18 protein-coding genes and 1 tRNA gene are annotated in these 18,074 nt (G+C 67.9%); 13 read left to right on the forward strand and 6 right to left on the reverse strand.

Annotation, left to right across the window (positions count from 1 at the left end):
* Positions 1 to 481: 481 nt before the first annotated feature.
* The 6 genes from ACP4J3_RS48685 (at position 482) to ACP4J3_RS48710 (ending at position 4,863) form a co-directional block, all read left to right on the forward strand.
* On the forward strand, positions 482 to 964 hold the full coding sequence (locus tag ACP4J3_RS48685; protein ID WP_426544361.1) for a hypothetical protein: 483 nt from the start codon (positions 482 to 484) through the stop codon (positions 962 to 964).
* 138 nt (positions 965 to 1,102) lie between these two features.
* Positions 1,103 to 1,588: a hypothetical protein gene (locus ACP4J3_RS48690; protein WP_426544363.1), complete on the forward strand. Its 486-nt coding sequence runs from the start codon at positions 1,103 to 1,105 to the stop codon at positions 1,586 to 1,588.
* 25 nt (positions 1,589 to 1,613) lie between these two features.
* Positions 1,614 to 2,864 (forward strand): DUF6545 domain-containing protein, encoded by a 1,251-nt coding sequence (locus tag ACP4J3_RS48695; protein ID WP_426544365.1) that lies wholly within the window; start codon positions 1,614 to 1,616, stop codon positions 2,862 to 2,864.
* Positions 2,861 to 3,454 carry a phosphatase PAP2 family protein gene (locus tag ACP4J3_RS48700; protein ID WP_426544367.1) on the forward strand — a complete coding sequence of 198 codons (594 nt, stop codon included), beginning with the start codon at positions 2,861 to 2,863 and terminating at the stop codon, positions 3,452 to 3,454. The genes ACP4J3_RS48695 and ACP4J3_RS48700 overlap by 4 nt, the downstream gene beginning before the upstream one ends.
* A 359-nt stretch (positions 3,455 to 3,813) precedes the next feature.
* Positions 3,814 to 4,188 (forward strand): hypothetical protein, encoded by a 375-nt coding sequence (locus ACP4J3_RS48705; protein ID WP_426544369.1) that lies wholly within the window; start codon positions 3,814 to 3,816, stop codon positions 4,186 to 4,188.
* A gap of 456 nt (positions 4,189 to 4,644) precedes the next feature.
* Positions 4,645 to 4,863: a hypothetical protein gene (locus ACP4J3_RS48710; RefSeq protein WP_426544371.1), complete on the forward strand. Its 219-nt coding sequence runs from the start codon at positions 4,645 to 4,647 to the stop codon at positions 4,861 to 4,863.
* Positions 4,864 to 5,312: 449 nt separating this feature from the next.
* Here ACP4J3_RS48710 and ACP4J3_RS48715 read toward each other — a convergent pair whose 3' ends face one another.
* Entirely contained in the window at positions 5,313 to 6,233 is a 921-nt protein-coding gene (locus tag ACP4J3_RS48715) for a recombinase family protein (protein WP_426544373.1), read from the reverse strand.
* Positions 6,234 to 6,565: 332 nt separating this feature from the next.
* Complete coding sequence (locus tag ACP4J3_RS48720; RefSeq protein ID WP_426544375.1) at positions 6,566 to 6,808, reverse strand: helix-turn-helix transcriptional regulator; 243 nt, start codon at positions 6,806 to 6,808, stop codon at positions 6,566 to 6,568.
* 352 nt (positions 6,809 to 7,160) lie between these two features.
* Here ACP4J3_RS48720 and ACP4J3_RS48725 point away from each other — a divergent pair, with 352 nt between their 5' ends.
* The gene (locus tag ACP4J3_RS48725; RefSeq protein ID WP_426544377.1) at positions 7,161 to 8,816 is read left to right on the forward strand and encodes a tyrosine-type recombinase/integrase; all 1,656 of its coding nucleotides are present in this window, start codon (positions 7,161 to 7,163) and stop codon (positions 8,814 to 8,816) included.
* 94 nt (positions 8,817 to 8,910) lie between these two features.
* Here the strand turns inward: ACP4J3_RS48725 and ACP4J3_RS48730 are convergent.
* A tRNA-Arg gene (locus ACP4J3_RS48730) sits at positions 8,911 to 8,986 on the reverse strand.
* Positions 8,987 to 9,347: 361 nt separating this feature from the next.
* The gene (locus ACP4J3_RS48735) at positions 9,348 to 9,683 is read right to left on the reverse strand and encodes a helix-turn-helix domain-containing protein (protein ID WP_426544379.1); all 336 of its coding nucleotides are present in this window, start codon (positions 9,681 to 9,683) and stop codon (positions 9,348 to 9,350) included.
* A gap of 687 nt (positions 9,684 to 10,370) precedes the next feature.
* Between ACP4J3_RS48735 and ACP4J3_RS48740 the strand changes: the two genes are divergently transcribed.
* The 5 genes from ACP4J3_RS48740 (at position 10,371) to ACP4J3_RS48760 (ending at position 13,798) form a co-directional block, all read left to right on the forward strand.
* Positions 10,371 to 10,649: a hypothetical protein gene (locus ACP4J3_RS48740; protein ID WP_426544381.1), complete on the forward strand. Its 279-nt coding sequence runs from the start codon at positions 10,371 to 10,373 to the stop codon at positions 10,647 to 10,649.
* Between the two features lie 338 nt (positions 10,650 to 10,987).
* A complete protein-coding gene (locus ACP4J3_RS48745; RefSeq protein WP_426544383.1) occupies positions 10,988 to 11,647 on the forward strand; it encodes a hypothetical protein in 660 nt (219 codons plus the stop codon).
* A gap of 339 nt (positions 11,648 to 11,986) precedes the next feature.
* Positions 11,987 to 12,580, forward strand: coding sequence for a hypothetical protein (locus tag ACP4J3_RS48750; RefSeq protein WP_426544385.1), 594 nt, complete (start codon positions 11,987 to 11,989; stop codon positions 12,578 to 12,580).
* A gap of 62 nt (positions 12,581 to 12,642) precedes the next feature.
* Positions 12,643 to 12,936, forward strand: coding sequence for a hypothetical protein (locus ACP4J3_RS48755; protein ID WP_426544387.1), 294 nt, complete (start codon positions 12,643 to 12,645; stop codon positions 12,934 to 12,936).
* On the forward strand, positions 12,929 to 13,798 hold the full coding sequence (locus tag ACP4J3_RS48760) for a hypothetical protein (protein ID WP_426544389.1): 870 nt from the start codon (positions 12,929 to 12,931) through the stop codon (positions 13,796 to 13,798). The genes ACP4J3_RS48755 and ACP4J3_RS48760 overlap by 8 nt, the downstream gene beginning before the upstream one ends.
* 251 nt (positions 13,799 to 14,049) lie before the next feature.
* Here the strand turns inward: ACP4J3_RS48760 and ACP4J3_RS48765 are convergent, their stop codons facing one another.
* Entirely contained in the window at positions 14,050 to 15,507 is a 1,458-nt protein-coding gene (locus ACP4J3_RS48765; RefSeq protein WP_426544391.1) for a polysaccharide deacetylase family protein, read from the reverse strand.
* 542 nt (positions 15,508 to 16,049) lie between these two features.
* Complete coding sequence (locus ACP4J3_RS48770) at positions 16,050 to 17,108, reverse strand: glycoside hydrolase family 31 protein (RefSeq protein WP_426544393.1); 1,059 nt, start codon at positions 17,106 to 17,108, stop codon at positions 16,050 to 16,052.
* A gap of 159 nt (positions 17,109 to 17,267) precedes the next feature.
* On the opposite strand from ACP4J3_RS48770, the gene ACP4J3_RS48775 reads away from it, so the two are divergent.
* Positions 17,268 to 18,041: a hypothetical protein gene (locus ACP4J3_RS48775; RefSeq protein WP_426544395.1), complete on the forward strand. Its 774-nt coding sequence runs from the start codon at positions 17,268 to 17,270 to the stop codon at positions 18,039 to 18,041.
* Positions 18,042 to 18,074: the final 33 nt, after the last annotated feature.

Genomic DNA, 18,074 nt, shown 5'->3' on the forward strand with positions numbered 1-18,074 from the left:
ACAACTCGTCCGGCACCATGCGCTCGACTATCACCACATGGTGCAGACTACTCAATGATCCAAATGAGACGACGTCTAAGTGGACCCTCTGTAGTCCGGTGCTCTCCGTGGCGTGCTCGTTCGGCGATGTCGAAACTGGTGGGCGGTCACCTGGGTTGCGCGCCTTGGGCGTGGGGTTGGTGGTGCAGGGCAATCCGGACGGCCGGACGGGCGAGTTGTTTGCGGCTCGCATCGAGTGGCCCCTTGGTGGCAGGCGTCGCTGGGGTGGTGCGGCCGGCTCGCCAGGTCGGGGGGCGTGGAAGTGGATGGTGTGCGTCCGGGGCCGCCTGACGTGAGCATAACCGCTCAACTACGCTACGGATCCAACACATCTCCTTCACGAACTGTCAAGGATCTTTGGTTGGCTGAAGAATGATCTGCCAAATATATGTGTCCGTTGGCTACCGTGTGGCCTTGCGACTGTTCGACAGAGGAGATGCGTATGGCGCGACCTGACGATGCTGCCGCGGACGAGTGGTCGTTCAGTGCTCGTATGCTGAACCTGCTGTTCGAAGCGGCGGCAGCAGCCCGCAACGGCGTGGAATACACCAACTCCGAAGTCGCGGCAACCATCAACGACCGAGCAGGCAGACGTGTGATCTCCGACGAGACGATCCGCAAGCTGCGTGCACCGGGTGGTCCTCAGCCGTCGTTCGACAAGGTCGCCCACATCGCGTCCTTCTTCCAAGTGCCGTTGGACGCCTTCAAGGAGGGCACCGCCACGCAGGAGGCTGTCGCCGCCGAGGCGAAGAAGCTCCTCGAAGCGCGTCGGAAGCACACAGAGAAACTGAACCGCCAGGTGGCACAGGAGTCCGAGGGTATCCAGATGCTGGCACGCAGTGCCCGCCGCCTCGACTCCCGCGGACTGAAGCTCGCCATGGAGTTCATCTCGAGCCTGCAGAAGATGCAGAAGGCCCAGAAGTGAACGCCGACACTCACGGAAGCCCCCAGTGACCAACGCCCACTTACCCACCACCGAGGGCGGTGTGCTCCACCTGTGTTAGGACCCGCCTCCCGTCGCCGCTGTGTGGAAGCACTCGACCGTTTCCCTGTGCCGTATCCCTTGACACTCGAGACGCTGCACCAGGCCGCCGTCGAACATCACCACCGGCCCCTCGTGCTGCACCGCGAACCCTTCCCGCCGGGCCTTCAACGTCCGTGCGGCCTGTGGTGGCCGACGGAAGAGGCGGACCACATCTGGGTGGCACCGGAGGCGGCCGGTACGCAGGCGGTGCACACGTACGCCCACGAACTGGGACACCAACTCCTCGGTCACCCACCGCTGCCCGTCGTACCCGTCGACGAGAGGCCACCCGAGCCCGTCGCGTCGGAGGAGGAGGTGACGTTCACGTGGCTGTCGCCGGCATTCCTCGGCGGTGACCTCCTGGGCGTCCGTACCCGGTCCCCGCATCGCCGTCGGGATCCGCTGTACACCGAACGCGAGGACGAGGCCGAGTCCTTCGCCATGCTTCTCCGCCAGCGCGCCGACGCACGCAGCTCCGGCCGGCATGTCGACCCCCTGCTCGACCGTCTGCACCGCAGCCTCTGACCGACAGGTGGAGATCCTCCGAAACATGATCGATGACGACGTCATAGCCTTGTGCACCATTGTGCCGCTCTGGACCTGGTGTTTGAGCAGGGCCGGCTACCTCCGCGGTACCCGGGGCCAACGCGAGCTGTGGACCGTCCTGACAGTGCTCGCATGCGCGGCGACGCTGCGGCTGGGTCATGTAGAACGTGCCGTCGCCGAGTGGACGGGCATCGATGACCTCGCCGTACTGGTCAAGCACCTGTCGTTGATCCTCAGCTCCGTCCTGCTGTGGCGGTGGGTGGACTCCGTCGCTGCCGACGCGGGAGCCCGGCGGCGGTGGCAGAGACTTACGACTGCGCGGCCGCGCGCCGTCACCGCGGTGGTCGCCGTCGCCGTCGTCTGCGTGATGTTCCCCTTCACCGCGCCCTCGATCGTCGAAGCTGATGGGGACCGGAACTTCGTCGCAGCCCAGTCGGGTGTCCTTGCGGGGACCGCGTACGCGAGCGCGTACCTCGGCACCATGGCTGTGGCCCTGGCCGGTTCCGGAGCGCTGTGTGTGGTAGCCGCTCGGTCCGCGCGGAGTTCTGGGCATCGGATGTTCAGCGTGTGCATGTACCTGATGTCCTTGGGCTGTTGGACCGGGGTCGGCTATGCCCTCTTCCGGCTCAGCTACCTGGCCTACGGCTTGGCAGGTGTCGCGTACCCCATGTCCGCCCAGTCGGCCGACCAGATGGCCAGCTTCATCCAGGTCGCGGCCATCGGTCTGATCCTGGCCGGCGTCTCGTTCCGGGGATGGGAGGCCGTGACCCGCCTGGTCCGGCGGCGGAGCCGGCTGAACGCCTTGCGGCCGATGTGGCAGGAGCTTGTCTCCGTCCTGCCCGCCGAGACCGTCGTGAGGATCCTCGGGCCATCCCGCTTCCGCGACCGGTTCGATCCGCGTCGCTTGTGGGAGCGGTTGGACCAACGGGTGCTCGACATCAGCGACTCCGCCCTCGAGTTCCTCCCCTGGCTCGAGGAAGACCTGCCACGACGTGCGGTGGATGCCGCCCAGGCCTGCGGCCTGGCAGCGGACGACGCCGAGGCGGCGGCCGAGGCATTGTGCCTGCGCACCGGCCGCCGCGGCTGCGCCGATGACACTGCTCGTGCCTTCAGCCCCCTGACCACGCCGCTGCTGCGCATGGGCCACGACCTGGATGCCAACGCGGCCTGGCTCACCCGCGTCGCCCGGCACTACCACTCCCCGCTCATGGACACCCTCGAAGCCCACCTCGCCTCTACCAGGAAGCCAGCGTGACCACGATCCCTGTAGCCGAGAACCGCACCGCCCGCGCCGTCACCGACGGTCTGGAGCCGAAGAACGTCATCCTCGCCGTGTGCCTCGTCCTCGGGGCCGCCCAGGATGACACTCTCGTCGGCCTGGCCTGGGCGGTCCACGCCATCGTGTTCGCCGCGTTGATCCCCGTGGCGTACATCAAGTACGGCATCCGGTCCGGGCGCTGGCAGGACCGGCACGTCGGACAACGCGAGCGACGAATGCACCTCATACCCGTGATCATGGCGTCCGTCGGCATCGCCATCACGGCCATGGTGGTCCTCCACGCGCCCGTGCAGATGACCGCCTTGGTGGTGGCGATGCTGGCCACGCTCGGGGCCATCCTGCCGGTGACGGCGTTCTGGAAGATCAGCGTGCATACGTCGGTCGCAGCCGGCGCCGTCACGATCCTGGCCGTCGGCATCAGCCCCTGGTGGGCGGCGGTCTTCCCGCTGGTCGCCCTCATAGGCTGGTCCCGGGTCGCCCTGCGGGACCACACGCTCGGCCAGGTGATCGCCGGTACGGTACTCGGCTCCCTCGTCGCAGGCGCCGTCTTTGCCTGGCTGACCTGATGTAGTCCTCGGCTTGTTCCTGAGGGCCATCCTCTCCAATACGCGCTCACCGATGCGTCTGGAGTGCGTGTCCAGTTGTGATCAATCTGCGGGTTTCGGTCCTGGGGCGGGGCGGGTTCCGATGGACCGTGACGTGTGACGCAGGTTCAACTGACGGGCGCGGAGCGGGAGAAGGCTGCTGGACTGTGGCCGCCGGACTGGGCTGATCAGAACGAGGTCGAGCACGGTGCGGGCCAGGAGCGGGCCGGTAGGAGTCCTGAGCCACGACGGCCCCGGTGCTCGGGGGCCGATCGTCACGGTCGGATCCCTATCCGGCCTCGGACGGTGCCGAACGGACCATTCCGTGGTGCAGTCGACTCATGGCCTCACCGCCCCAGGGCGACCAGGACACCCCGGCGCCTCCCCAGGTCCGTGAACGCCCCTCTTGGCTGATCGACATCGTGGTTGCCCTGCTGCTCATGATCGCGGACGCGGTCGTCGTCGTCGGCGGCGCGATGGTGCTCGTCATGGTCGGCATGGGCATCACACAGGAGCCGCACCCCTCCGCAGCCGTGCACTCCCGCGACGTCCCCGTCCTGGTGTGGCTCGCCATCTGGGGCATCCCGGCCGTGGCGGCGACCAGCGCCGTCGTACACGCCCGCCTGAGGATGCCGGTCACCGCCGTCATACAGACCTTATTCACGCTCGCCTGCACGATCCTGGCCGTAATAGGGACGCGAATGCTGCTGTCGTGACCGTGCACAACCGGCGAGGGCCAGCGCACACCGACCATGGATGTTCCGCTGCGCGGCTTGCCGAGCAGGTAGCCAGCCTCGGCCCCGGGCCCTCAGCGCCAGGCGGACCTCGATGAACCGCCGCCCACGCGTCACCCCCTTGATCACAACCAAATACGCTCCCTAGCCGACGAGGCCGGGCGAGGCTGTCCTACCGACGGGCGGAAGATCTTCGAGGAGGGCACCTGGCTGCTGGCCAACCCCCTCGCCAGCCCTGACGACTTCGACTCTGCTCCAGGCGCAGCTTCGTCGCCCAGGCCGCCGACTCCGGGCACACGGTGAGCAGGCCGGATTCGGCGTCGTACCGAACGCCGCGATGGGTCGGCGAACTCGGAGGCGACGTCCGTGTCCGGATCCTGACCCCTGGGGCGATCGCGCCCGCATGCGCCCGCGAGGCCGCTGCCACAAGCTGGAGACATGAGTGACTACGCCGACCCTCCCATTGTCGTTTCCGCCGTCAATCCTGGCGATCCCCCGTTTCGCATCGTCCAGATCCGCGGCACGACTGCGGGCACCGCTCACGACATGCTCGACGTGATCCGGCTCGCGCACCAAGGGGGACTGACGCATGTGGATCTCGACGACCCGTCGATCGTGAGATGGGTCGGCGGCGGCAAGTACAAGTGGACCCCCTAGCCAGGGCCTCAGGCCCTCTGCCGGTTCTGCCGTGTCCAGGATGGTGACCCGACAGCGGTCGTGGTCGGTGGCCTCGGCATGATTGGCGCCGCCGTCGAGATCCCTCGTGCCGTGAAGAGCCTCCTGGCCAGGCGGCGCTCACTGGCAGCGAGCTGGACGATCGTCCTGCTGATCACCGCCTGCGTGCTGCTCGTGCTCAGGCTCGCCGAGAACTGAGCCTGGCAGCTGCGGGCGGCGCAGAAAGACGTCTGCGTCCGGATCGCGGATTCGGGCATGACGAAGGCCGACCTGTCTTCCAAGAAGGTCCTGCGAAAGCCACCGCGTCCTCATCCGTACCTGTTGTGACCCCGTCCTTATGTCCGTACAGCCGCGAACGACGTCTGAGTAGATCGACCGGACGAACTTTCAGCAGATATGGCACCCGCCTTCACGACTGCCGAGCACGGGCGCTACCGCCAATAGATCTCGAATCGAGCCTCGTCGAACTTCCGCGAGCCGCGCACCGTCGCCGGGCCCACGCGCACCTCCCGCACGGTGAGCTGGACCAGATTCCGGCGCTGTTCGCGGCCGGCTGTCTCGTTCCACCAGGTCTCGACGCCCTGCGGGGTCAGCTCCGGCAGTTCCTCGAGAGCCTTGCCCCGGCGTACGGCCGCCATCGCCTCACCGCGCCGCTTCTCCAAAGCGTCCTTCGCCGCCCTGAACTCACCGAGGTTTAGCTCCTTGGCCCCGTACGCCCGAGCCAACTCCTCCTTGTGGCCCCGGAGTTCCATCTGGAAACGCTCCGCCTCCTGCGCCTCCGCAGCGAACCGGTCGCGAATCGCGGCAAGACGCTTCAGCTGTGCCGCGTTCCCCAGCCGGGCGACAACGCGCTCACCCACGTACTCGTCTAGCGGCTCGGCGGAGATCCGCACCTTGCCGCAGCCCTCGCTCTCACAGACGTACCCCCGCCCGCCGTTCGCGGTGGATCGGGGTGCCAGCGGCTGCTTGCACAGGAGACACGTCGCCCGGCCGCCGGACAGGTAGTGCACGTGCCTCGGCTTGGTGCCTTGGCCCTTCTGATTCCCCTGGAACAGCTCCTGCAGGGCATCGAACGTCTCGCGGTCGATCAGCCGCTCGGCCGGACCGGGGACCAGCTCACCCTCGGCGTTCTCCCGAAGCCCGGCGATGGCCGGATTCCGGAGGCGGCGGCGCAGCGTCGTCGGCGACCACGGCCGCCCCGACACTGTAGGTCCCGCGTTCTGCGTCATCCACTCCGCAGTCTCCGCGATCGTCTTCTTCTCTTCGAGAAGACGCTTGGCCGCCGCCGCCAGATAGGCAGCCTCCTCCGGAACGGCGGTGACACCGTCCGGCTCGTGGCCGTAGGCCCTCATACTCTCTCCAGCCCAAGTCCCCCTGCTTCCCCGGACAGGGTATGCCAAAACGCAGCATTGTCACCCCGACATGTGAAACGCGCTGTGAACCCGCTTCAGATGCTGCATGGCGGACTGTACAGCGGGGAGATCGGTTACTGGGGAGTTCTGGCAGCTCAGCATGTGCATCGCGGAACTGATCTCGGACTCGGCTGAACCGGCCTGGTCGGGCAGGCGCAAGTGGAAGACGGTGTGGCGAAGGCGGCCGGCGAGCCGTAGGCCGACTGCTCAGGGTGCGGTGTTGTCTTGCGCTACTGTGCAGCGCCGCCGATATCGCCGCCTCCAGTCCGCCCCTACGGACCGTCTCCGCCGGCAGGGCGCCGCCCGCTTGGCTGATCCTGCGGGTGTACCCCGAGGGCCTTCCACAGCTCCGAAGTCAGCACCCTGCGCTTGCCCTTGCCGTATGGATGTACAGGCACAGGGAACTCGCCGGACTTGATCAGCTCGTACGTCGTGTTCCTGCTGAATCCGAACGCCTTGCCGGCGGTCAGCACGTCGACCGTCACAGGCAGCGCGAGAACCTCGTCTCGGGTCATCCGTGCACCACCGTCGCCGGTGCGCTCTTGGTGGCTGGAACGTTTCGATTCCGCATGCTCAGGGTCTCCTGTTCCGCCCCCGCGCCTCCCAGGAAGTCCCAGCGGAGTCTAAGTTCTCCTTCGGTGATGGAACAAGATCCCGCTCGGTAGCCAGCGAGTGTGGATGCTTGCGTTTGCTGCGACACATGTTCTGCAACCGCGCCGACCGTCACCTGATTCATTGGTCAAAACAGTCGCGCATGATCACATGGAATCCTGATCACTGGGTTCTGTATCGTTTGGAGACACCACATCTGTCTCCACATATGATCGCCTATGCGTGGCTGGTCACGCGACGCACAGGAGGGGAACGGTGTTCAAGGGCTCGGTCTACCGGCGCTGCTACTGCAAGAGCCCCATGACCAACGAGGACGGCTCTCCCGTCCTCGACGCCAAGGGCAGACCGAAGATGAGAGAGCTCGGTGCGGAGTGTCCCGACCTCGGTAAGCGGGACCACGGCAGCTGGTATTACTACGTCGAGTTGCCGCCGGGGCCGCGCGGAGAGCGGCGTCGACCGCGCAAGGGTGGCTTCCTCACCAAGAAGAAGGCCGAGGAGGCTGCCCAGGAGATCTGGGACAAGGCCCAGGACGGCATCGACGTGCTCTCGGACGAGACCGTCGAGCAGTTCCTGCTCCGCTGGTTCGGCAAACGCGTCGACCTCAAGCGGTCCACCTGGAAGACCTACAACGACCACATCCGCCGGGTGTTCATCCCGAACCTCGGCCACATCAAGATGCGAGACCTGCGCACTCGGCACCTCCAGGAGATGTTCGAGCAGATCTGGCGCGACAACGAGCAGCACGCCGCCAACGCGGACGCCGCCGAGCTCGCCAGGATGGAGTGCGAGGCCGCGCACCGCCTCTGGAAGGACGCGGCCACGCCGCGCCCACCCGAGCTACGCCGACGCTGGAACGACGCCAAGGAGAAGCTGCGCGAGGCCCGCCGCAAGCCGCGATACATCACTGGGCCCGGCGTGCAGCTGAAGATGAAGAACGAGCTCAGCGCTGCCCTCGACTACGCCAAGAACACCGAGAAGCTCATCAGCGACAACTGGGCCCAGCACCTCGTCCTGCCGAAGTACACCCCGCCCAAGCCGCTCATCTGGACCGACGAGCGCGTTGCCCGCTGGCAGGAGACCGGGGAGAAGCCCGGCCCGGTCATGGTTTGGACGGCGGAGCAGACCGGCGCCTTTCTCGACGCAGTCGCCGAACACCGGCTCTACCCGATGTTCCACCTCATGGTCTTCCGCGGCACCCGCCGCGGTGAGTCCTGCGGCCTGCCCTGGCGCGAGACCGACATGAACGCCGGCACTGTGCACATCAGCGAGCAGCTCGTCGCCGCCTCCTACGACGTCTGGGAGGACACCCCGAAGAGCGACAGCGGCGCCCGCACTGTCCGGCTGGACGGCCAGACCCACCAGCTCCTCAAGTTCTGGCGGCGGCGCCAGCAGACCGAGCGTGCCGAGTGGGAGGAGAAGCATCGCAAGAAGCCCAAGAAGTACGGGCCTTACGTCGACTCAGGTCGTGTCTTCACGTGGGAGGACGGCCGTCCCTACCACCCGGAGTACCTCTCCCAAATCTTCAACCGGCTCGTGCAGAAGCTCGGCCTGCCGCCGATCCGGCTTCACGACCTCCGGCACTGCGCGGCGACACTGTCCCTCGCCGCCGGCATCCACATGAAGACCATCCAGGTCATGCTGGGGCACTCCTCGTACAAGCTCACCGCTGACACGTACACCAGCGTCCTCCCGCAGCTCGAACAGGAGGCCGCGGACGCGCCCGTGGCGCTCGTACCGCGCAAGGCGGCCAGTCAGGAGGACCACACGGGCGGCGAGCTGCCGCAGGGGCCCAGAGCGGTTCCGGCAGCGGAAGGTGCCACGGCGGCTCCGCACCCGGCGCCCGAGTCCAACTCCGCCGCCCCGATCGCCGAGCCCGATGTCCCCGGCGATCCCGCCGAGGCGGCTGCCTAGCAGCGTGTCCCCGTTCTGTCCCCGCACACATGAAAACACCCCCTCCGGAGATCATTCCGGAGGGGGTGTTCGATGCTCCGTGCCTGGTCAGGCATGGTGCCCCCGGCAGGATTCGAACCTGCGACACCCGCTTTAGGAGAGCGGTGCTCTATCCCCTGAGCTACGAAGGCAGGGGCCTGTAGAAAACCTTGGAGAAAACCCAGCGAGTGGATCTTCAGTCGAGGCGTACAAGCCCGCTGGTCAGTGGGGGTGCGCTGGTGCTCGCGACGGTTTCCCGGGCGGACATCTGGCGCGACCTGACCGCTGACGTGAACAGCGTAGCGGATTGGGGCGGAGTGGAGGTGTGGAGTGCGGGGGGTGGGGCGTTGCGAAGGGCTTGACCTGCAGGTTTCTGTGCAGGGCTGGTTGGTGTTCGTCTCGGTTTGCGCGTGACGGAGGTTCGGTTTGTCCGTTTCGTCGCCGATGTGGAGCTGAGGTCGTTACGGGTGCCGGCTTGAGCGCCGCCGGCCTTTCGCGGCGGAGCCCGTCGGGTCAGATCGCCTGACGCCTGGCTGATACCGAAGCGCGAATCGCTGCGGGGCCGGGCCAGAGCTGATGGTCGAGTGCGTCCTCCAGTCGTGTCGGGGTGCCGATGTCCGGCAGGACGCCGCCGTTGAGAACTCGGGCGACGGTGGAATGCGCGACACAGGCCACGTCGGCCAGTCCGCGAAGCGAAAGCTTGCGGGAGCGCATGGTGCGGTTCAGGTCGCTGGCGAGGAGTAGCCCGCAGTGGGCGCTCAGTGGAGCGTCGTGGGTCAGGGTGACCTCCGGCCAGTCTCCGTCCGCTACGTAGTGCAAAGGGTGCTTATCGTTGTTACTGCGTGGCATGCCCAGATCGTGCCACGCGCCTGGGTGGCCGACCGGTGCCTTTGCAGCGGCGGGAGCCTGTTCCCGTAGGGAAGCGTGGCGCTGGGCGCCGTGATTTCGAAGGCGCGCGGCCGGTGGGGGCTTCGGGGCTGTGACCCGCACGCTGCGGGGCCGACCGGTGTGGGTGTTCGCAGAGCCGGATCTGGTGTGTCGCCAGGAAGCTTGCTCCTCAAGCTAGTTACACATCCCCTAGGTGCATCGGAGAGCGCAATGGACCTTTGCCAACTGTGAGTTGGCATGTCAGGTTGCCCTCCGGCGGTTGTCGCAGGGTTTGGTGGCAGGGTGCGCAGCAGGGCTGATTGGGCGTCATATGAGATAGCCCGGAGCGATCTTCGGGGAGTTGCTGTGCTTCGCTTGGAGGGCAGGTAGGGCGTGGCGCACGTGAGTCCTGGAGCCTTGTGGGGAGGGTGTGTGCGGAGCGCGACCGGTGAGCCGATGCAGGCTCTCCTCGCCCGGTTCCGGGAAATCGTTGAAGCGGAGGACGGCCGGTGTCGGGCCGCGGATCAAGCCGTCGAGGAGATCGAGAAGGCGCTTCGCAGGGCTCGTGACACTCAGCGTGTCGCGGCCGAGCGTCGGGCCGAGGCGGCCGCGACGTAAGAAACGGTCGCCGCGTACGCAGCCGGACAGGATCTCCAGGCTCAAGGGTCGGTGCCGGACGGCGCGGCTGCCGAGGGTGCCGCTCCCTTCGAGGAGGCGGCTTCGTCTGGCCGGGCAGTCCTGTATCTGATCGTGGACGTCTTGGAGATCGACCAGATCACGCCGTTGGCCGCGATCTACGACGGCGTCCGGCGGCTGCGCCCCGGCACGACGAACAGCGCGATCCGCAGTGCCCTGTCGGTCCTGCACAAGACAGGATCCGTTGAGATCGTCCGGCGCAGCGTCTACCGCCTGCTGAAGACCCCGGAGGACTATCAGCCGCAGCCGTAGACGAACATTCCCGCTTCCTCTGGCTACGCGAAAAAGCGCCGCTGGTGACCCCTGGCAGAAACCAGCGGCGCCGCGACGCGTCAGCTGAGGGCCCACGCATCATGAGCCACCCTAGGGCCTACGTGACTGCGTTCGCAGGGCCATGCGTGAAGTCCGGCCTGCCTATGGGCCCTCTACAGGGGAGACCTCTCCATCTGTGTTGCTTATGAATCGAGGGCCCACCATGAATCGTCACCTGCTCCCTTCCCCGGCAGCCCCGGCAGCGGCCTGCGCCGCCTCCCGCGCTTCGCGCTGCAAGGGCGGCGCCCGATGACCGCTGCCCGCTCGGACGCGCCCTGATGCTGCCCAGCGAGCGACTCACTCCGCGTCGGCAGCTGGAGTTGGTCGATGCCCTGTACATGCTCGGCGGCGAGGGCCGAGCGGTGTCCGCGAGGGACGTCGCCGCCTGTGTGAAACTGTCCCGTAAGAGCGTGGCCGGCGTGGCAGGGTTCCTGATCCACGCCGGGCTCTTCCAGCCGGGGCGTGGGGCTTGGGCGCTGACCGAGGCCGGTGCGACGCTGGCGCGGCTGCGCGCCACCGACAGCGCCAGGGCTCGTTTGCACCTGCGCGACCACTGGCAGGGAAGCTGGTTCCAGCGGCGTGCCGCATCGCGCCTCGCCGGGGGATCGATGGAGGAATCCGATCTGACCCAGCATCTGCGTGCAGGGCTTCAGGGGCAGGCTGAACGCGGGCTCTTCCTGGTTGAATGGATGGTTTACGCCCTGCTCCTCGAGCGGGACGAGACAGGCGCCGTGAGTCTCCCGGCAGACCAGGTCCCGCCCTCCCCCGAGACGGACGCACAGCCCGTTGGTCCGCCCGGCATCTTCGACCCGCTGTTGAACACGTCCGCAGCCGAGATCTCCGCGCTCCCCGACGACGAGTTCATCGCGCTCATGGGCGCCTACCGGACCGTCTTCGCCGCTCTCGCGCCGAAGATCCCCCGGCAGCAAGGGGCATGATCCCCGGCCCGGTCCGCTCGCTCACCTGACCGGCAGGCAGACCGGCATACCCAGGCCGCCGTGCCGCCCCGCAACTGGCGCGGGGCGGCCACCCGGCATGCCCTGTGCGGACGCCACACGGTCTGCTCCGCTCCTCCCCGTGGGCGCCTCACCTCCGGCACTCCGGCATGCCCTCACCCGTTTCCCCGCCTCCTGATGCCGCGGAGATCCCTTATGTCCAATGTGTCGCATGTATGGAACACCTGCACAGCCGCCCGCACGCCCCTGCCCGGCTGCCCGGAGTCAGGGCCAACCGTGGGGGCGGTGATGCTGGTGCCGCTCGAGCGAAGGACCCTCGCCGTGGGCAGCGATCACTCCCTCACACACGCGCTCGAACGCGTCCTGGACGTCTGGCAGTCCATGGCCGCTCGCAACGAGTTCACCGACCAGACCTACGACAAATTCAGCCTCCTCCTCGGTCGCCTGGGCCGCTATGCCCATCTGCGCGGCGCCCTTACCGTGGACGACATCACGACCGACCTGGCCGAGGACTTCATCACCGCACGGGGCCGAAGCCGCCATGGGCATGTCTCCGAGGCGGCCGTTGCCACCATGCTCCTGCGACGTTCCGTCCTGCGTATCGCCTTCCGTACCCTGCGCGAACTCGGCCTCAGCGACACCGATCCAACCCGCGACATCCAACTCCCGCGTCGCGCTCCAGGTGACGTGCGGCCTTTGACCGAGGACGAGGTCGTTTCCCTGCGCCATCAGGCGTCGTTCGTCGCTCGTCCCAGCCGCCACGGGGCGGCCGCGGCATTCGCGCTGGCCGGAGGCCACAGCGGCGAGATCGGCCATATCCGCGTCCGTGACTCGATACCGTACGCAGCCGCGTCTGGATGCACGGCTCCGCCAAGACAGACCCTCGCTGGTGCCCCCTGGACACGTGGTCCCTGAACACCCTCACGGCCCGAGCCGAATTCGTTGCCGCACCCCAACTACGCCCGGAATCAGCCCCGGTGGCCCGCCTGGCGGTGTCCGACCGGCACGCGTCCGACGCGGCTCTCCAGGCCAGGGTCTGCGTGGCCCTGAGGGACCTGCTCACTCGCATCGGGCTCCACGACGAAGCCGACGTGAAGCCGTCCTCCATCACCGCCTGGGCAGGCCTCGACGTCTTCGAGGACACCGGCCGTATCGAGGACACCGCTCGCCGCCTCGGTCTTCGCTCCCTGGACCGGGCCGCAGCTGTCATCGGCCACGACTGGCGCGGTCGGCCCGATTGCGATAACGCGCCGGAGGTGCTCAGTGCCTGACGACATCTTCGGCGACGCCCTGCCCCAGAGCGACCGCCCGTCCCGGAAACGCCAGCTGGCCGACAAAGATCAGCGCTCCCGCGACGACCGCATCGACGACTGCCTCAACTACCCCCTCATCTACGAACTCGCGGAACTCCTCCCACCGCCCAGCGCCGTCGGCTGCCCGCGCGGCTACCCATCCGTCACGTATCTCCTGATCGCGGCCATGATGACTGTCACCGGCTCAAAGCGCTCAGCCCTGGGCACGCTGTCCCCGAAGCAGTGGCGCTCCGTCCGCTCCGCGGTGCGTCGTCACGCCGGCCGAAGAGCCGCGATTCTCCTGCCCGCCGAGGCACCCAGCCGGCACCAGTACCTGTACGCGGAGAACAAGCTCCTGGCTCCCAGCTTGGACCTGCTCCATGAACGCTTTGAGGAGTATGCCGTCCAACAGGCCCTTGCCCAAGGGCTGTTCCCCATCGACGTACCACGCAACTGGGCGCGCCCGGAGCGGCGCCGGCTTCTCGCCGTTGACGCCACGGTCCCCAAGGCCCCGTCCAAGGCTGAACCCGTCGACACCACCACCGGCGAGATTCGCCCTCGCCGCGTCGATCCCGCCGCCCGCCTGTACTACGAGAACGGCGAGGACAAGAAGACCGTCGTCCGCGGCACCAAGGTGTTCTTTGCCTCGGCCCGTGACGACGGTTACTGGCAGCGTGTCATCCTCACCGTCCAGCACATCGCCGACCGCGAATACGAGGACGAGGCCGCGATCGCCGTACGCTCCTTCGCCCGGCTGCAGGCCCAAGTTGGACTGCGAGTCGTCGACTGGGGTGTTCCGAAGGGCGAGGCCAGTGCCCGACGATCACGGGACAGACCGTGATCGGACGAGCTCGGGAACGGCCTCTTCCCACACGACACGAATGTGTCTGCTGATCAGCGTGCGCAGGTCATCGCCTGGCCCGCCTGGTTCGACCGGTTTCTCGCGGCGTCCCACTGAGAGCTACTTTCAACCGCTTCATCCCGAACGACACGCGTTCAAGCTGCGTCGTCACCCCATCTCGCGGAAAAAAGCCCGCCCTGTGAGGCCGCCCACGGGGCACGTCGGCCGGAAACGTCAGACTGCCTCACGGCTCAGAGGGTGGCGCGCAGGTGGCTGACGGTGACGAAGTGGTAGCCGCGGGCGGTGAGGGTGCGCAGGATCTCGGGGACGGCGGCGACCGAGGTGGGGTGGATGTCGTGGACCAGGACGACGTCGTTGGGCTCGGCCTGGGAGATGACGGTCTGGGCGACCTTGGCCGGGTCGTGGGACTTCCAGTCCAGGGTGTCCACGTCCCACAGGACGGGGGACAGGCTGGTGGCCGCCTTGACCCTGTCGTCCATTGCGCCGTACGGCGGGCGGAAGAGCGTCGGTTCCTGGCCCGTGGCGTCCTTGATCGCGGCGGTGGTGCGTTCCAGCTGGGAGCGGATCTGGGCGGGGGTGAGGTTGGTGAGGACCGGGTGGTTCCAGGAGTGGTTGGCGATCTCGTGGCCGGACTTCATCTCGGCGCGCACGATGTCGGGGTGGGTGGCGACGTTCTGGCCGACGACGAAGAAGGTGGCGCGCGCCTTGTACTGGGCGAGGTACTTGAGCAGCGTTCCGGTCTCGGGGGCGGCGGGGCCGTCGTCGAAGGTCAGGGCGATGCACTTGACCTTGGAGCAGTCGGTGGTGTCCTCGCCCGGGTGCGGCTGGGCGGCGACGGTCGGGGCGGGTGTGTGGGTGGCACCGAGGTCGAGCTTGTCGTCCGGGTCGGTGGTCTGCTGCTGGGCGCGGCTGCCGAAGTCGGACAGCCAGGGGGTGACGGTCGCCTTGGGGAGGGTGACGGAGATACGGCCGGCCGGGGGCACGCCGACCGTATCCCGGTCGAAGTCCACCTTCAGAGCGCCGTCGGCGGTGAAGGCCATGTCGTCCAGGTAGGCGTCGCGGTTCTCCCGGTCGCCGAGCGACGCCTCGACCGTGTCGGAAGTAACGCCCTCCCGCTTCAGCAGGCGCTTCTTCAGGGCCGAGACGAAGGCGTCCCGGGAGTCGTCCGCGATGAGGCCGGGGGACGGCCGGTACTTCTTGGCGGCGCCGTCGTACCAGTACGTCCTGGTGTCCAGTCCGTCCGCGTTCGACGTACGGTCGACCGTCGCCAGGCGTACGCCCAGTACGTCGCCGGAGGCCACGAGGAACGAGAAGCTGACGTTCAGCTCGGGGCCCTCCGAGCCGGCCGAGCCGCCGCAGCTCGGTGGGCCGCCGATGTCCGTGCCGAGGAAGACCGCGAGGCGTCCCTCCACGTCCTTCTTCATCGCGGCCGTCATCGCGCCGGCGCCGGGGACGTCGGGGTAGCTCGTGGCCCAGGGGCAGGAGCGGTCGGTGCTGCTGTCGCTGACGATGCTGACGCCCTTGAGCCTGGTCAGGTCGACCTGGGCGCCGGTGTCGTTCCCCCCGGTCCGGGATCGTCCGTCCGGGGAGGGCGCGGAGTCCGCCGGTGTCGAGCCGGTGGAGCAGGCGGCCGTCAGGGCGAGCGAGCCGAGCAGGAGGAGCACGGGGGCGAGAGCGCGTCGAGGCATGCGTGAACCTGGGTCCGTGAGGTGCCGGGAGTGAGTACGGGGCGTGCGGCGCGCTGGGCCGTTGCTGCGCTGCGGCGTCCCGCTGCGATGCCTTGCGAAGGGCAAGGGCTTTCTTTTCGCCGGGTCAAGCTATGTTTTCGGCCGTTCTCCTGCAATCCCCTGGGCCCGCCGCTCGCCCAGATGTGACGACTCTCTCTCGGGCCATGCTGTCGGACACCCCTCGCATCGCGCGATGGGACGTCCCCGAATCGTGCCGCGGGGCGGCCCACCGCATGGAGGTGGTTCGTGATCGAGTGACGGGAGGTGAACGGGGGCGAGTCGCTCCGCCGTGCTCGTCACGCGCCTCTTCGATCCTCGACGGAGGAGGTGAGAACGGATTCCAGGATGTCCAGCAGGTGATGAGCGAGGTCGCCGCCGGCTCTCGCTTCCTCACCGGGCGGGTCACCACCAGAGCGCCGCTCAACAAGTCGGCGAGGCGTCGGAGCGAAACCTGTGCCGACGGAAGAGCGGTTCCCCTGCTGCGAGGGCAGGCGCACAGGTCATCAGGCGGTGATCTCCGTGAACGCGTCCGCGACGGCGGCGCCTTCGCGGACGAAGACCGGGATACGTTCCAGCGGCGCGGGAACCTCGAGCGTGGTGCCGCCCACGTGGAGCTCGCCGGTGGCGGTGTCGGTCCAGCGTGCGCCGGCCGGAAGGTGGACGGTGCGGCAGCGGGCTCCGGCCTCGGCGACCGGCGCGACGAGGAGGTCAGGTCCGAGGAGGAACTGGTCGTCGACGGTCCAGGCGTACGCGTCCTCGGGGAAACCGAAGAACAGGGGGCGCATCACCGGCGCCCCGGTGTGGTGCGCCTGTTCGGACAGCTCCAGCAGGTAGGGGCGCAGCCGCTCGCGCAGCCGCAGGTGTGCGGTCAGGATCGGGTATGCCTGGTCTCCGTATGCCCAGACCTCGTTCGGTCCGCCGGTCATGTCCGCGGAGAAGGTGGGGTGGTTGGGCGCACGGTCGCCGTGCAGCCGCATGAGGGGGCTGAAGGTGCCGTACTGGAACCACCGGACCAGCAGCTCCTGGTACGCCGGGTCGGCGGGGTCGCCGCCGAGGAAGCCGCCGATGTCGGTGTTCCACCACGGGATGCCGCTCATCGCGACGTTCAGCCCGGCCCGGATCTGCTGGGCAAGAGACTCGAAGGTGGGCTGGATGTCACCGGACCACAGGGCGGCGCCGTAGCGCTGGCTGCCTGCCCAGGCTGAGCGGACGAGGCTGAGCGGGCACTCGTCGCCGGCCTCGTTCAGGCCTTCGGCGACGGCGCAGGCGACCAGCTTCCCGTAGAGGTTGCCCACCTGGACACCGGGACCCGCCGAGTAGACCGCGCGGGCGGCCAGTTCCAGGGGCATGTCCGGCTCGCAGGCGTCGAGCCAGAAGGCGGAGACACCGAGCGAGTGGTAGTGCTCGCTCAGCTGCTGCCAGAGGTGGCGGCGGGTTGCCGGACGGGTGGCGTCGAGGCAGGTCATCGGCTGGTAGTCCGTGCCGTGGCCGCGGGCGGGCCAGGGGAAGGTCAGCAGGCCGCCGTGGCTGTCTTTGACGAGGAGTCCGACTCTGCTGCGCAATTCCCGGGCCATTTCGACGCGCGGGCCGTGGCCTGCTGACGATGCGGTGGTCGTTGCGGCGTTCTCGGCCGGTCTGTACTGCTCAGCCGAATGTGAGCAGCAGAGTCTCCCGCCTGTCTGCTCGGGCAGAATGGCGATAGGCGGTGATGGGGGGCAGAGGTGCTGTGGGAGAGCCAGGGACGCGAGAGTCGACGACACAGGCGAGATGAGGTCGCTCGCCTGGACGAGGAGGTCACAGCCTTCGGGGAGTTGCTGGTCGCCCATACCTTCGTTCCGGGGCGTCCCGGTGCCAACGCGGATGCGGTGGCCGACTACGGGCGAGCGCTGGATGCCTATGAGCAGGCAACGCGGAAACTCCGGACAGACCGTCGTCTGTCTCTGCTCAGTCGCAGGGATTACCAGGGTGCACTCCATGCACTGGATGAAGGCCGGCACGCCTTGGCCTGCCTGGACGCCCGGCTGTCGGGGAAGCCGCTGCCCAGGCGGCTTCCGCTCTGTTTCTTCGATCCTCGCCACGGCCCCTCCGTCAGCGAACATCTGTGGGCGCCGGGCGGCGGAGCGCAGCGGCTGATCGCCGTATGCGCGGCGGATGCGGTGCGCCTTGCCGAGGGTGTCGGCCCCATCGTCGACGCCCCGGTTCCCGATGCCGACGGATCCCTATGGGTGCGTGTGCCGGCCGGGAGCAGTTCTGTGCCGCAGCAGCCCGTGGCGTCTGCCGCAGCCGAGCCGCTGCGCGGCGCTGCGGTGCCCGGTGGAAAACCACGGATGCGCGAGCGCTATACCAAGGCGCAACTCGTGGCCAGAGGTGTGCTCGCGCTGCTCGCCGTCCACGGGGCCGCGCTGTACACGGCTGACGCCATAGTCGGCACATGGACGAACCCGCTAATGGGGCTAGGGCCTGTTGTGAAAGTGCTGGTCACAGCCACTCGTTGATGGCTGCGACCAGCACGGTCGCTTCGTAGCGGA

The sequence above is a fragment of the Streptomyces sp. UG1 genome, from assembly GCF_049974585.1.
GTDB lineage: Bacteria > Actinomycetota > Actinomycetes > Streptomycetales > Streptomycetaceae > Streptomyces.

Coding starts and splice junctions, on each gene's coding strand:
- ACP4J3_RS48685 (WP_426544361.1), top strand. CDS start 482: ATGGCGCGACCTGACGATGCTGCCGCGGACGAGTGGTCGTTCAGTGCT.
- ACP4J3_RS48695 (WP_426544365.1), top strand. CDS start 1,614: ATGATCGATGACGACGTCATAGCCTTGTGCACCATTGTGCCGCTCTGG.
- ACP4J3_RS48705 (WP_426544369.1), top strand. CDS start 3,814: ATGGCCTCACCGCCCCAGGGCGACCAGGACACCCCGGCGCCTCCCCAG.
- ACP4J3_RS48710 (WP_426544371.1), top strand. CDS start 4,645: ATGAGTGACTACGCCGACCCTCCCATTGTCGTTTCCGCCGTCAATCCT.
- ACP4J3_RS48715 (WP_426544373.1), bottom strand. CDS start 6,233: ATGAGGGCCTACGGCCACGAGCCGGACGGTGTCACCGCCGTTCCGGAG.
- ACP4J3_RS48720 (WP_426544375.1), bottom strand. CDS start 6,808: ATGACCCGAGACGAGGTTCTCGCGCTGCCTGTGACGGTCGACGTGCTG.
- ACP4J3_RS48735 (WP_426544379.1), bottom strand. CDS start 9,683: ATGCCACGCAGTAACAACGATAAGCACCCTTTGCACTACGTAGCGGAC.
- ACP4J3_RS48745 (WP_426544383.1), top strand. CDS start 10,988: ATGCTGCCCAGCGAGCGACTCACTCCGCGTCGGCAGCTGGAGTTGGTC.
- ACP4J3_RS48765 (WP_426544391.1), bottom strand. CDS start 15,507: ATGCCTCGACGCGCTCTCGCCCCCGTGCTCCTCCTGCTCGGCTCGCTC.